We start from the raw sequence: 14,162 nt of genomic DNA on the forward strand, positions 1-14,162 counted from the left end.
TTGGCGAGGTGGGGCTGGGTGAGCTGAATGAGCTGATGAAGCACCCCATTATGATCGATGGACGCAATGTATACAGCGAAGAGCAGATCAGGCGGTCGGCCTTTGCGTATTATTCGGTCGGCAGGCCACAGCTGAACAATATGGATGTAGATTATCAGCGCTCCGTAATGAATCCGTAAAGGGGAGGCTGCGTATGAAACGATGGCTGAAAATGAAAATAGTATTGGGTGCTGCTGCGTTGTTGTTCGTGGGTGCTGCTGCTTACACCGCTTATATGTATCATTCCTTTAAAACGGCGGCCCATGCGATGTATCATCCGCGCAGCCTTGTCCAGCCAGGGGTGGTCTCTGCTGTTGCGACAGGCGGAGCAGGACGTTCAGTCATTGCAGACAATGGGCCGAGTGCACCCAATCCTGCAGCCATTTCCCAGTTCAAGCCGTTCACCGTGCTGGTGCTGGGCGTAGATCAGCGTCCGCATGATTCGGGCCGTTCGGATACGATGATCGTTCTGTCCGTAAATCCGGCGGCAGGCTCTATGCTGATGTTCAACATTCCGCGTGACACGCGAACAGAGCTGATCGGCAGGGGACGTGAGGACAAAATCAATCACGCTTTTGCTTTTGGCGGAGTGGACATGTCGATCCGTACGGTAGAGCATTTTTTGAACCATCCGATAGATTACTATGTACAGATGAACATGGAAGGGTTTGCGAAAATGGTTGACCTGGTGGGGGGAGTTACGATTAACAATCCACTTGATTTTCAGTATGAGGGCCATCATTTTGCACAGGGGAATCTGACATTGAATGGAACAGAGGCGTTGGCCTATGCTCGTATGCGTTTTGATGATCCGCGTGGGGATCTCGGGAGAAACGCCCGCCAGCGCGAACTGCTCAAGCAGATTCTTGCACAGTCGGTCAGCAAGGAAGGGCTGCTCAAGGCCAAACCGATTCTGGAGGCAGCGGGGGAGCAAATTCGCACGGATATGACCTTTGACGATATGACAACCTTTCTGACCCGGATCGGCCCGTCTCTCAAACAGACAGATACGGTTGAATTAAAGGGGCACGGAAGTAAAATCAACGGAGTATATTATTATTTCGTGGATGATCTGGAACGACAGCGTATTCATGAGCTGCTGGAGAAGCATTTGCTCACCACGGCCGTATCGCCTAATTAAGCGAAATGCAAGACGGGTGCACTTGAAGGAGTGGACCCGTTATTTTCTTCTAAACTCATCCTGTCCCACATACATCTGTAGAGTATCCAGTAGATCGTCCAGCAGAGGGAGGGGCAATCGGTGCTATTTAGAAGGAGAGCAGCTTCAATGCTCATGTTCATTCGCAGGCTGTTGTATTTTGCATTGATATGTGGATTGTTATGGCTGCTGTGGCTGGGACTGCGCGGAGTCATGTCTACGGGGGAGGATAGTCAAGCGGTAAAAGTGCTGAACGACTTCTACACCATGGAGCAATCGGGAAATTTCGGCGGCTCATGGGAGCTTTTTCATTCACAAATGAAGAAAAAATTCGAGAAGTCTACGTATGTACAGCAGCGTGCACACGTTTTTATGCAGGATATGGGGACGGATACGTTTACGTTTGAGCTGGGGGAGCCGCAGGCTGAATATGATATACGTACAGATCAGGATGGAGAAGGGGTAGGAAAGGCTTACCGTATTACAGTCACCCAGCATTACAAGACCCGTTTCGGCACTTTTGATATTGTACAGCCTTGTTATGTGACGCAGGAAGGTGAGGAGTGGCGGGGGGTTTGGGTATACAGGGGAAAGGAATAGACGTGACAAGGTGTTCTCGAAAGGTGTTTCTGAAAGGTTAAATATGGTATAATACTTCCAAAACCGGAAATGAACAGAAAAAGAGTTGGGCTTCACTCCGGATGGAAGGAGTTTCATAGCATGCAGCAAGCGACAGGACAGGTTCCCGTCATACGTATGGAGGGTGTGAGTAAAATCATCTCCTCGAAAGCGATTGTGGACGATCTGACGCTGGAGGTTCCGGCAGGACAGGTATTTGGTTTCCTCGGACCCAACGGTGCCGGAAAAACGACCACGATCCGCATGATGGTTGGCCTGATTTCGATAAGCAAGGGCGATATTCATATTTGTGGAGACAGCATGAATACGGATTTTGAAAAGGCTATTTCTCACGTCGGTGCGATTGTTGAAAATCCGGAGATGTACAAGTTTTTGACAGGCTATCAAAATTTGCAACATTTTGCACGAATGTCTCCGGGGGTGACCCAGAAGCGTGTGGATGAGGCGATACGGCTGGTAGGGCTCGAAAACCGGATTCACGATAAGGTCAAAACCTACTCGCTCGGGATGCGGCAGCGACTCGGAGTAGCTCAGGCGATTTTGCATCGACCGAAGCTGCTCGTGCTGGACGAGCCGACCAATGGTCTGGACCCGCAGGGGATTCGCGAACTGCGGGATTATTTGCGTCAATTGAGCCGTACCGAGGGAATTACCGTATTCGTATCAAGTCATTTGTTATCCGAAATGGAACTGATGTGTGATCGTGTAGCCATTATTCAAAGCGGACGGCTGGTTGATATCAAGCAGCTGAAAAATACGGCGGGAGAAGTGCAGACGGTGGAAATTGCTTTTGAGGTCAATGATGCCGAGCAAGCTTGTGCGCTTGCCGGAGCAGGGCGCGTCGAGGGCAATCACCTGCTGCTTCACCTGGAGCGGGAACAGATCGCAGAGATGAATAGCCTGCTGGCTGCCAACGGAGTCAAAGTATATGCGATTCACCCGGTTGCCCGTACGCTGGAAGATCAATTTTTGGAAATGACGGGAGGCGGGTCCATTGGCTGACTTCTCCAAGCTGGTACATAACGAAAATCTGAAAATTTACCTGCGTGTCCGCACATGGATTATGCTGGGGCTGCTGGCGGTCATCACTGCTGTGATTCCGATGCTGATTTCCCTGATTTCCGATCAGGTCAGTGTGTGGGATGGGATTGCGTTGACGACAATGTTTACATTTTTCCTCAATACGACGTTTACGGTCATTGTTGCCGCTGATTCGGTAGCAGGTGAATTTACTTGGGGAACGATTAAGCTGCTGCTCATCCGGCCTTGGACACGCAGCAAAATTCTGTTGTCCAAGTATATATCCGTTATTTTGTTCAGTTTGCTCGGAACGATCATTTTGATCCTGATGGTTACGCTGTCCTCTTGGATGATGCTATCCAAGGATGCGCCAGCAGGTTCTGTTCCGCTGTTCAGTGATCCGATATCTTACGTAACGCTGAATTTCTTGTATAGCTATATCGCCTTATTCGTGACGATGGCCTTTGCTTTTATGCTGTCCGCTGTTTTTCGTTCCAGCGCCTTGGCAATTGGACTGTCGCTGTTCATGATGTTCACCAAATTTGTCTATAATTCTATCGGCCTGTTTAATACAGATCGTTTTGCATGGACCAAATACGTACTTTTTACACATATGGATCTGAAAAAATATCTTGACATGCCGCCGGGTACGGTAAGCTCTGATCTTACCTTTTCTCTAACCATGCTGGCCGCTTATTATGTAGTGTTTATAGCCATTGCCTGGATCGTTTTCGTAAAACGGGATGTTGCAACCTGATCCGAGTCTCTTGCACAGCCTGATTTGATTTCCATAGCATCAGAATTTCTGCAAATTGCTCAAATCACAAAAAGGACGTTCAAATGCCTGCCATTTGGACGTCCTTTTTTTCTATGTTAACGCTATTTAATCTATTTTCAGCAAGAATCAATCAGTAGGGGCATTTTGCGTTTAATCATTGCCATGCATCAAAATCGTCATACGTAAGGTATATCATTTATTTGTGAAGTGCAGAGTGGAGGATATAATGGAATAATGTCAGCCAGCTGTTATCCCGCTTCTGATTGCAGGGGGGCTTGGCTGTTTTCTTGGCTTTTGCTGGGATAGGTGTCGGAACGGGTTAAGGATTCGTCGTTCGAATCGTTCGCCTGGGTCAACGGCTCAGCATCCTTCGTGCGGACCATTTGACTTGTGCCTTCCAGTACGCCGCCTTCTGAAACGATTAATGCGGCTGCGGCTGTATTCCCGTACAGCTCGCCTGTCGGTGTAATGGTCAGCCGTCCCTCTGTGGTGATGCTGCCGAATACCTTACCAGCAAGAACAACGTCCCGTGCAATGATGTCTGAACGCACAACAGCTGTTTCTCCAATGATGATGGTATGAGTGCTGCGGATATCACCTTGAAAATGACCGTCAATCCGAATATTGGCCTCAGCCTCAACAGTTCCTTCAAAGCTGGTGCCGTTAGCCAGCAGCGTATCTGTTACAGGAGCGGAGAGCTTTCTTTTCGATTCCTTGAACATGATGGTTTCCCCCAATCTTTTATTGTACATACAGTAATGGATCGACAGGCTGGTTATGCTTGACGATCTGAAAATGAAGATGAGGTCCTGTGCTTCTTCCGGTGCTTCCCAGCAGGCCGATGGTCTGTCCTTTTTGGACATGATCTCCTGGAGCCACCTGCATTCCGCTCAGGTGCATATACCAGCTTTGGAGTCCGTCAGGATGCTGGATGATAATGCACTTGCCGCGGGCTCCGCTGGAATTGGCCTCCAGTACGGTGCCTGCCCCTGCCGCATAGACGGGATCTCCCGTTTGTCCGGCGATGTCCACGCCTGAATGGAAAGCCGATTTGCCCGTAAACGGATCGCTGCGATAGCCGAAGCTGGAGGACATTCGGCGTGAGCCTACAGGCCAAATGGAGGGCCTCCCTTGCTCGGCAAGAGCCAGCCTGCGGGTCTGAAGCAGTTGCGCAGCTTGTTTACGCTCCAGATTCTGTTGTACGGCATTCGCCTGCTGAATAGAGCGGGGAACCGTGCGTTCCACCGTGTCCAGCAGGGATTCGATCTCTTGAAAATCATCCATGGCCTGGCGAGCCAGCAGGACTGTATTTTCGTGAACTGCAATGAACTCGCCCCCGGTATGGTCGGAGGCATCCCAGGAGAGCGGGGTTATGGTTGATTTATTGCTGCTTGCGCTAGAGGAATTTCCATGTTTACGAATAAATTGCTGCATTTGCTGTTCCAGTTCCGTTATGCGCTGGAGGCGTTCACGAATACTGGTTGCTTGATTCGTCAGCTCCATGACCTCGCGTCGTAGCCGTCCGATGGCTGCATTCTTGTCTGCTACCGTAACCTCCATCTGCAAACTCTGGACAGCAAGATTCGTTTCCATTTGGGAAATAATATGGGAAGAACGGATTTGCAGCCCGATTACGAGTGTAGAGATAGACGCGATCACAAGAGTCGGGACGAGAATGACAGCGGCTGTAGAGCATTGCAGCTGCTTGGGCGGTTGCTGTGCATCCCGAATGACAAGCAAGGTCATTCGGCGATTTAGGCTTCCTTTTTTCATAATCGCTCCTTTCCGGACATCGCTCCTATAGTGCTTGGTTACTATCTATTCAGATAAAGGGGCAAACATGTCAAAAAAATTAGAGAGCTTGGTATAAAACGTAGATATACAAGGAGGCCTGGACATGCTGTGGTTGCTGTTGGTTTTAATCGTTTTTATTTTTCAGACTGGGACAATCCTGCTCTTTGAATTCCGCAAGCCGTCCAAAGCAGTAGCCTGGCTATTCATTTTGTTCTGCTTTCCGCTCGTTGGCTTTGTCGTGTACTACTTTGTAGCACAGGATTATAAGAAGCGCAAAATGATTCGAAAAGGAGGATCGCAGCTGTTTCGTGAATTCAAAGAGCGTCTGTGGGCTCAATCGAGGGTGATTGAGCAGGTGGAACAAATGCACAACCCCCATTTCAGGCATCAGGAGCGTCTGTTTAACCAGTTAATTCGCATGTCTGAGAATCCGTTGACTGGATGCAATCGCACACGAGTCCTGACCAACGGAGAAGAGACCTTTGAAGCGATGCTGACCGCGCTGGAGCAGGCGCAGCATCATATTCATGTGGAGTTTTACATATTTCGAGCAGACGATATTGGGAGAAAATTCCAGGAGGTCATGATTCGTAAGGCACGTGAGGGAGTTAAAGTACGATTTGTGGTGGACGGCGTGGGAAGCTACAATTTGCCCTATTCTTTTATTCGCGCCTGTGGCGAGGCGGGAGTGGAGTTTCATTATTTTTTGCCTCCGTTTTTTGCCACGCTGGATCGCCGGATCAACTACCGAAATCACCGTAAAATCGTGGTGGTGGATGGAATGATCGGATTTGTGGGCGGAATCAATGTAGGCGACGATTACCTCGGTAAATATCCTAAAGTGGGATTTTGGAGGGATACGCATTTGCAGATTGAAGGTGATAGTGTCTATTTTCTGCAAAATGCGTTTCTGAGTGACTGGAAGCTGGCTTCAGGGGAGAGATTGATGGATGCGAATTTGTTTCCGCCGCATACCTGTTCAGCGGATGAGGAGGTACAGATATTGAGCAGCGGTCCCGATCAGGTATGGGATACGATTCAGGAGATGTGCTTTGGAGCGCTGTCGGTTGCCAAGCAGCGAATCTGGATTACAACACCGTATTTTATTCCTGACCCGGCTATTTTAGAGGCGCTGAAGCTGGCAGCGGTTAGCGGTGTAGATGTGAAGATTATTATTCCATATCAATCGGATTCAAGGCTGGTTCACCTGGCGTCTCTGTCCTATGTGCAGGAATTGCTGGAGGCGGGGGTGGAGTTCTACCAATATCGAAAAGGCTTTATTCACGCCAAAGTGGTGATTGTGGATGACTTGCTCGGTTCAGTAGGGACCGCGAATATAGACATGCGCAGCTTTTTCTATAATTTTGAGCTGACTGCTGTACTCTTTGCGCGTTCAGCGCTGGAACGCCTTTCGACCGACTTTGAAGAGGACATTTCCAACTCCTCGCGCATAGATTTAAATGTATTCCGCAGACGGTCGCGAGCACAGAAAATAGCTGAAATTCTAACTCGCATGCTCTCTCCACTCCTTTAAAGGCGGTTTTCGCCGTTTTTATCAATATAATCCCGCTTTATTGAGATTTATGTGCTTTTTACTAACTTTTTTGCGCAAAATCACAGTTTTGTGATATACTATTTATATAAATAGCGCGGTAAAGAAGAGGGGACTGCGGGTAGCAGCCCCTTTTTTGTCCCATATATCATATTGTAACGGGGGGATTTATATATGAGTGTAGTGAGCAAGGAAGTCCAAAGTTTATCTGAGATCACAGATGTGACCGGAGAGTTGACCAAGATCAGCAAAATTCCAGCTAATCCTAAGAACAAAATAAAACGCCTGTTGCAGCGTGCAGCCATGATTGTCGTTGGTGCGGCTCTGATGGCAGTGGGCCTGGAAATATTCCTGGTTCCCAACGGCGTCATTGACGGAGGTGTTACAGGTATCTCCATTATGGCCTCCAAGATTACTGGTTACCCGCTCGGCATTTTCCTGACCCTGTTGAACCTTCCATTTCTAGTTATCGGCTACAAACAAATCGGTAAAACCTTCGCTTTATCCACATTATTCGGCATTATTGTCATGTCTATCGGAACCGCATTACTTCACAATGTAAGTGCATTGACACCTGGCGAACCGCTGCTCGGCGCTATCTTTGGCGGTGTTATTCTCGGCGTTGGGGTAGGTCTTGTGATTCGATCCGGCGGCTCGCTGGATGGAACAGAGATCGTAGCTATTCTCGTCAGCGAAAAAACTCCTTTTTCGGTCGGTGAGATCGTCCTGTTCGTGAACATCTTCATTCTGGGAAGCGCAGGCTTTGTATTCGGCTGGCCGAATGCTCTCTATTCCATGATTGCTTATTATATTGCCATGAAAATGATTGATATTACGATTGAAGGTCTGGATCAGTCCAAATCGGTCTGGATTATTAGTGAAAAATACCGCGACATCGGGGATGCTCTGACAGATCGTCTGGGACGGGGCGTAACCTACCTGGAAGGTGAAGGCGGCTTTACAGGTGACAGCAAAAAAGTCATTTTCGTCGTCATCACCCGTCTGGAGGAAGCGAAGCTGAAAAACATCGTTGAAGATTGGGACCCTCATGCTTTTGTGGCGATTGGCAACATTCACGATGTGAAGGGCGGACGTTTTAAGAAAAAGGGAATACACTAGCTCAAGGGGACAATTCCTCAACCGTTATGGTTGCGGGGGCTGTCCCCTTTTTTGTGCTGCATAGGCGGAAATCAGGTTGGATGAGCCTTGGCACGCATATGCTTTAGAACATCCTCGACAGGCTGGGGAGGAACCTTGCCGATCAAGTCGCCTATCTGATTTAGCCGTTCCTCAATATTCAGCAAATGATAGTCAAGCGGTGATACATCCCGTCGTACCTCTTCCCATGTAAGCGGAGTGGATACCGTAGCACCGGGGCGTGCCCGCGGGGTATAGGGAGCAGCCAGCGTTTTTCCCTGATAATGCTGTAAATAATCAAAATAGATGGCTGTTCCACGATCCTTCTTTAACCGTTCCAGTGTGAACAGATGCGGGTGTTTTTCCGTCACAAACTGTCCGACCAGCAGTCCGATGCTGCGAAGCTCGTCGAAGGTTACGCCTGTTCGAATCGGGACGATAATTTGCACTCCGGTGGCTCCGGATGTTTTGGGGATCGAATTCAAACCAAGCGAAGCCAGCACTTCACCGACGATGGAGGCAGCCTCCATAATGCGTGGCTCCACTTCTCTGGACGGGTCCAAATCAATCATCCATTCACAGGGCAAGTGGCTTCCCGCTTGATGCAGGGAGGGATGAAATTCCAGCGCAGCCTGATTGCCGAGCCATAGCAATTGTGGCAGCTTGTTAAGCACGATATATTCAATACCGTCATGCAGCGTGGTTTCAATATAATCCGGCCGAGGGCGCGGGGCATTTTTCTGATAAAAAAAATCACCGTGAATACCATGTGGCCAGCGAATGACGGTTAGCAGGCGATGCTGGCAATATTTGAGCAGGAAAGGAGCCAATACCGCGAGCTTGCGAAGATATAGCGCTTTGGTCACGCCAGCTTCCGGCCACAGCGGTTTATTCGGGTTGGTGATGGGAATTTCCTGACCTTCAATGCTAATCGTACCTTTAACAGCTTGTCCCATAGTGCTACGCTCCTTCTCTGGAAAGCTTTGAGGCGACCGCTATCGCTCTTACAAGATGTACTTATGGATTAGGATGAGCGTCATGTACACAATTTATCCATCAAAGGGATTGACAAGATACAATATGTATCATAAATTAATAATTGAATACGAATTGTATCTATTAAAGTGTCTTGTGCAGAGTTAGCCTCCCGTTCGTTGGGGAGCATTACAGCCCCATCAGGATTCAGTACATAGCTGGCAACACCTGTTGAGTAAACAGGAAATCGAGTTCTATTACAGAAGCATAGGTCTCGCATATCAGGCAAAGAAAAAGGGGGGAGAACGTGAGTGCAATTGCTGGAATCTACAGCTTTGGGCGTGAGTCCGCAAGCGCCGAAGAAGGCGGTAAAATGATGCAAGCCCTGCGAAAATATCCCGCTGACCGCGTATGTGCCTGGTGTGAAGGCTCCATTTTTATGGGATGCCATGCCCAGCATGTGACCCCGGAATCGGTCCATGAACGCCTCCCCTTCTATGATGAGCAGCGAAATCTGGCTATCACTGCGGATGCGATTTTGGACAATCGTTCCGAGCTGTTTGAACGGCTGGGGGTCAGACAGGCGCGACGGCAGGAAATCGCGGATAGCGAGCTGATTTTACTGGCATATGACAAATGGGGGGTGGAAGCGGCCCAATATTTGATAGGCGATTTTGCCTTTGTTATTTGGGATGCCAAGCGACGGCGTTTATACGGCGCTCGCGATATGACGGGAAGCCGTACGCTGTACACCTATCAGCATGACTCAGGCTTTGCATTTAGCACGGTCGTAGCTCCGCTCTTGACCTTATCCTCTCTGCGAAAAGAACTGCATGAGCCGTGGCTGGCCGAATTTCTGTCGATCCGCTCCATGCAGGAATCCGTCGATATTGGCACGACCGCCTACAAGCATATCAATCAGCTTCCTCCCGCACATTGGTTCACTATGGAGGAGGGAAAGCGAATTCTCCATCAATATGCATGTCTGAATGAGGTAGAGCCGCTGCGGCTCAAAACGAGAGGCGAGTACATAGAAGCGTTCCGTGAGGTATTCTCACAGGCGGTCACTGCCCGATTGCGGACACATCGTGCCGTAGGGGCTGCCTTGAGCGGGGGACTGGATTCCGGAGCGGTTGCCAGCTTTGCCGCGCCATCGTTGCATTTGCAACAGAAGCCGCTGTATGCGTACAGCTATGTACCTGTTCAGGATTTTGAGGATTGGACATCGCCCGCATTGCTGGCGAACGAACAAAGCTATATTCAATCTACGGCTCGCTATGTAGGCAACATTCACGAAAATTATCTGGATTTTGAGGGGAAAAGCCCGTTTTCCGAAATTGATATTTGGCTGGAGCTTATGGAGGCTCCCTATAAATATTTTGAAAATTCCTTCTGGATCAGAGGTTTTTATGAAAAAGCCCAGGAACACAATGTTGGTGTACTGCTGACCGGAGCACGAGGCAATTTTACCGTTTCATGGGGCCCTGCACTGGACTATTATGCCCGTCAGTTTCGCCGTATGCACTGGCTGCAATCCTTTCAGGGCTTGTGGAGTTATGGCAGGCTGACCGGAATACGTATGTCCCGCCTGATACCTCTCATGCTGAAAAAAGCGACTTCGCTTGATTCTCGAGCATCGTTATCTCGTAGCCAACGAAGCCCGGTTCCTTCGCTGATTCACCCGGAGTTTGCCAAACGGATGCATGTAGAAGATGTACCGGTATTAAGTGGAACAGGCTGGATGAAGAATGCCGATCAGACGAGAAAAGAGAAATTTTCGAATCTCGCGATTGCCAACAAAAATGGTGTAGTCGCGACCAAACTTTCTTTGCGTTATGGCCTGTGGGAACGTGATCCGACCGGAGACAGCCGGGTGATTCGCTTTTGCTTATCTGTACCTTTTGAGCAGTATGTGCAAAATGGTCGAGACCGGGCACTCATTCGTACAGCTATGAAGGATCATCTGCCTGATGATGTTCGGCTGAACCAGCGTGTACGTGGCGTGCAGCCTGCAGATTGGCTGCATCGTATGATTCCCTGCTGGGATACGTTTATGGGGGAGCTTCAAATGATGTGCCATGATTTACGGACCGCCGAATATCTCAATGTAGAGTTTATTAAGACGGCCATGTCGAAACTCCGTCACCCCGGTCCCGAACAGGCGTCCGATCCCAATATACGACTGCTTATGCACAGTTTGATCGTGTACCGTTTTCTTTGTGGATTCAATGATTCGGTCTGATCCGATTTAATCTAATCTGATCACGCCGGATCGTTCACATTCGTGGGAAGGAGGTGATGAGATGAGTAAAAAAGAATGGCAGGAACCGACGATAGAGGTGCTGGACATTAACCAGACCATGGCGGGGAAAGGCTGGAAACAGATTGATTGGGTGTCCGACCACGATGCCGATCTTTATAATCCACCAAGCTAACAGATGGTCATACATTGAAGCCAGTCATAAAAGATAGATCTATGACAAGCCGTCTTTATTTCTTTTGAGCTAGAGGTGCTTGCTGCTCAAGGAAATAAAGACGGGATTTTTTTAAGGACAGAGGGAGTGATTCCTATCGTGCATAACAGGAGTGTAAGTGTCGGTTGGGGTCAATATACAGCCTTTGGACTCCGAATTGCAAGTGAGTTGAAGCTTCCTGAACTGGTACTTTCAGCATCGGGAGCGGCAGATGATGTCATCATTCGTCAGGCGGATTTGACAGCATGGAGCGATCAGCTTGAGCAGACGAATTATGTGATACAAGGTGAGCGCTTTATGTTGCAAATACCCGGCACAGCCATTTTTGCCGTCAGGGAAGGCAGGGAGATTGAGGTATGCCCTTACCCCGGAGCCGATATGGACACTGTACGGTTGTTTTTGCTGGGTTCATGCATGGGCATCCTTCTGATGCAAAGACGCATATTTCCTATTCATGGGAGCGCGGTCGTTATCGGGGGCAAGGCTTACGCTTTTGTAGGCGAATCCGGTGCGGGAAAATCGACGCTGGCTGCTGCCTTTAGACAGGCAGGCTATTTGATGGTCAGTGATGATGTTATTGCTGTAAAAGCTACGGCATCCGAGCCCATCGTTTATCCGGCTTATCCGCAACAAAAGCTGGGGCTGGACAGCCTGCTTCAACTGGAGTCTTTACAGGGAAATAAGCATGTGCGTCCCCAAAAGCACAGGCTTGTTTTAACGTCTGGACATCCTGCGCTGCCACAATATGGGGAACTGCTTAAGCTCACAGGTGAATGGAATAAATATGCCGTTCCTACAGTAGACGAATTTTATAACGAACCACTTTCCCTGGGCGGCGTATTCGAGCTTGTAGCAGAGCCATCCAACCAGCTGCCCGCGGTTACGGAACAGCCCTTAAACGTACTGGGGTGTTTGCATACATTACTACTTCATACATATCGTAGGGGGACAATTTCGCGAATGGGTTTGGGTGAATGGTATTTTGGAACAGCGGCCCGGATGGCTCGGAAAGTGGAGGGCTGGCGACTGCTCAGAAGTAGCTCCGCTTTTACCGCATCCGAGATTGTACAACGGGTACTTGAACTCATTCATAAGGAGGAAAACAGCTATGGCAGCCACTGATCGAACCAAGGACCACTACCGTATCATGTACGATGAAGAGGTCTATGTCAGTGACATGGACGGAGAAAAGGTTATGATGAGCATTAATACTGGAAAATATTACAACCTGGGCTTTACGGGAGGACGTATCTGGGAATTGGCAGAGTCCACTCCTTCACTCGGAGAGATCGTAGCTGCCCTGACTGGTGAATTTGAAGTGGACGAGGAACAGTGCAGACAGCAGGTACATGCCTTTGTGGCTGAGCTGGAACGGGAAGGACTGCTAAAGCTCCAGCGGGAGACGCTTTAATATGCGGGTACAACGGCTTCTTCTCCTGGCTCCAGAGGTCAGGAGATTATTGCTGGAAGCCTGGCTGGCGCTGGGATGGGCGAGGTTTCGCCAGCTTCGTTCTTTTGAGGATTACTCAGGCCAATGGGGGAAACGTATGGAAGAAACCTCTTGGCAATGTGACCCGCAGCAGGAAAAGTCCATTCGGCATATTTCACACGCTGTGGAGCTGGCAAGCCGTTACACCCCATGGCGCAGTAGCTGTCTTGTACAGGCCTCCGCCGCGATGACGTTGCTGGGGCGCAGAAAGCTGGATTGTACGCTATATTTGGGTACAGCCAAAAATGCTGCGGGACGGTTGGCGGCACATGCATGGGTACGAAGCGGACCGATTTATGTTACAGGTGAACGGGAGATGGGGGCGTTTACGGTGGTGGGTCTTTTCGGGAGGCGTGCTTCGACTGCAAATATGAAAACAGCGAATCAAGGCCAAGACCGTTCTTGGCTTTAATTCTTTACTTTAAGCGATGAGACAAAAGGATGTTCAAACAATCGAAGGAGAAGAAAAGCATGCGCACCAATTCTCTTCTGGAACTTTCTAGTTGGAAAAAGGATCATGAATTAACGATGTTACTCTCTTTATTAAAAAAAGATGCTGCTCCATGGCAGCGTACGTTCGCCGAAATCCATCTGCATAAGCTGGACTGGACTCGCCTGTTGCGTCTGGCAGAGCACCATCGGGTCGTACCGCTGATATATCTCCAACTGAAAAAGTCGAATCATCCGGCCATTCCCGCATCATTGCTGGGGAGCCTTCAGGCACAATATCAACGAAATACGCTGCGCATGCTTCATCTTCAAGCAGAGGCTGCACGGCTGACCAGGCTGCTCATAGATCATGGCCTCCGTGTATTTATACTCAAGGGGCCTGCACTGGCGCAGCAATTGTACGGGGATGTTTCCCTGCGTACCTCCAAGGACATAGATTTGCTTATTGCGCCGGATGACATGGACGAAGCCGAGCATTGGATACGGGAAGCCGGTTATGAGTCCAAAAGCGGAGAAACGCGTGTCCTTGGCAGCTGGAAGTGGAAGGATCATCATACATCTTTCCTTCATCCGCAAAAGCGGATAGAGGTGGAGCTGCATTGGCGTCTCCACCCGGATGCCGGCGGGGAACCCTCTTTTGATGAATTGTGGGACCG

The 14,162-nt window shown here is 49.3% G+C and carries 15 protein-coding genes and 1 pseudogene; 13 read left to right on the forward strand and 3 right to left on the reverse strand.

Going from position 1 to position 14,162, the window contains the following annotated elements; genetic code table 11:
- The 5 genes and pseudogenes from WG8_RS28065 to WG8_RS06005 form a co-directional block, all read left to right on the forward strand.
- Window positions 1-179 (forward strand): annotated as a pseudogene (locus tag WG8_RS28065) (UDP-glucose 6-dehydrogenase); the annotation flags it as partial.
- Between the two features lie 14 nt (window positions 180-193).
- Window positions 194-1,180: an LCP family glycopolymer transferase gene (locus WG8_RS05990; RefSeq protein ID WP_007429229.1), complete on the forward strand. Its 987-nt coding sequence runs from the start codon at window positions 194-196 to the stop codon at window positions 1,178-1,180.
- A 120-nt stretch (window positions 1,181-1,300) separates the two neighbouring features.
- Window positions 1,301-1,798 (forward strand): hypothetical protein, encoded by a 498-nt coding sequence (locus tag WG8_RS05995; protein ID WP_043890832.1) that lies wholly within the window; start codon window positions 1,301-1,303, stop codon window positions 1,796-1,798.
- 120 nt (window positions 1,799-1,918) lie between these two features.
- Complete coding sequence (locus tag WG8_RS06000) at window positions 1,919-2,839, forward strand: ABC transporter ATP-binding protein (RefSeq protein ID WP_007429231.1); 921 nt, start codon at window positions 1,919-1,921, stop codon at window positions 2,837-2,839.
- A complete protein-coding gene (locus tag WG8_RS06005) occupies window positions 2,832-3,614 on the forward strand; it encodes an ABC transporter permease (RefSeq protein ID WP_007429232.1) in 783 nt (260 codons plus the stop codon). Before WG8_RS06000 ends, WG8_RS06005 begins: the two co-directional genes overlap by 8 nt.
- A 269-nt stretch (window positions 3,615-3,883) precedes the next feature.
- On the opposite strand, the gene WG8_RS06010 is transcribed toward WG8_RS06005, so the two are convergent.
- Both WG8_RS06010 and WG8_RS06015 read right to left on the reverse strand, forming a co-directional pair.
- Window positions 3,884-4,357, reverse strand: coding sequence for a bactofilin family protein (locus tag WG8_RS06010; RefSeq protein ID WP_007429233.1), 474 nt, complete (start codon window positions 4,355-4,357; stop codon window positions 3,884-3,886).
- A gap of 19 nt (window positions 4,358-4,376) precedes the next feature.
- The gene (locus WG8_RS06015; RefSeq protein WP_043890833.1) at window positions 4,377-5,408 is read right to left on the reverse strand and encodes a M23 family metallopeptidase; all 1,032 of its coding nucleotides are present in this window, start codon (window positions 5,406-5,408) and stop codon (window positions 4,377-4,379) included.
- Window positions 5,409-5,532: 124 nt separating this feature from the next.
- Here WG8_RS06015 and cls point away from each other — a divergent pair, with 124 nt between their 5' ends.
- Window positions 5,533-6,963, forward strand: coding sequence for a cardiolipin synthase (cls, locus tag WG8_RS06020; protein ID WP_007429235.1), 1,431 nt, complete (start codon window positions 5,533-5,535; stop codon window positions 6,961-6,963).
- 192 nt (window positions 6,964-7,155) lie between these two features.
- The gene (locus tag WG8_RS06025; protein WP_007429236.1) at window positions 7,156-8,100 is read left to right on the forward strand and encodes a YitT family protein; all 945 of its coding nucleotides are present in this window, start codon (window positions 7,156-7,158) and stop codon (window positions 8,098-8,100) included.
- 71 nt (window positions 8,101-8,171) lie between these two features.
- On the opposite strand, the gene ligD is transcribed toward WG8_RS06025, so the two are convergent.
- Window positions 8,172-9,074: a non-homologous end-joining DNA ligase gene (gene ligD / locus WG8_RS06030; protein WP_007429237.1), complete on the reverse strand. Its 903-nt coding sequence runs from the start codon at window positions 9,072-9,074 to the stop codon at window positions 8,172-8,174.
- Window positions 9,075-9,400: 326 nt separating this feature from the next.
- On the opposite strand from ligD, the gene WG8_RS06035 reads away from it, so the two are divergent.
- The 6 genes from WG8_RS06035 to WG8_RS06055 form a co-directional block, all read left to right on the forward strand.
- The gene (locus tag WG8_RS06035; RefSeq protein WP_007429238.1) at window positions 9,401-11,335 is read left to right on the forward strand and encodes an asparagine synthase-related protein; all 1,935 of its coding nucleotides are present in this window, start codon (window positions 9,401-9,403) and stop codon (window positions 11,333-11,335) included.
- A gap of 61 nt (window positions 11,336-11,396) precedes the next feature.
- Complete coding sequence (locus WG8_RS27060; protein WP_007429239.1) at window positions 11,397-11,528, forward strand: paeninodin family lasso peptide; 132 nt, start codon at window positions 11,397-11,399, stop codon at window positions 11,526-11,528.
- Between the two features lie 138 nt (window positions 11,529-11,666).
- Complete coding sequence (locus WG8_RS06040; RefSeq protein ID WP_007429240.1) at window positions 11,667-12,689, forward strand: hypothetical protein; 1,023 nt, start codon at window positions 11,667-11,669, stop codon at window positions 12,687-12,689.
- Window positions 12,676-12,978 carry a lasso peptide biosynthesis PqqD family chaperone gene (locus tag WG8_RS06045; RefSeq protein ID WP_007429241.1) on the forward strand — a complete coding sequence of 101 codons (303 nt, stop codon included), beginning with the start codon at window positions 12,676-12,678 and terminating at the stop codon, window positions 12,976-12,978. The genes WG8_RS06040 and WG8_RS06045 overlap by 14 nt, the downstream gene beginning before the upstream one ends.
- Before the next feature lies 1 nt (window position 12,979).
- Window positions 12,980-13,468, forward strand: coding sequence for a lasso peptide biosynthesis B2 protein (locus WG8_RS06050; protein WP_007429242.1), 489 nt, complete (start codon window positions 12,980-12,982; stop codon window positions 13,466-13,468).
- Between the two features lie 59 nt (window positions 13,469-13,527).
- The coding region (locus tag WG8_RS06055) for a nucleotidyltransferase domain-containing protein (RefSeq protein WP_007429243.1) at window positions 13,528-14,162 on the forward strand (635 nt) is incomplete at its 3' end.

Origin of the sequence: Paenibacillus sp. Aloe-11 (assembly GCF_000245715.1) — a bacterium.
GTDB lineage: Bacteria > Bacillota > Bacilli > Paenibacillales > Paenibacillaceae > Paenibacillus > Paenibacillus kribbensis.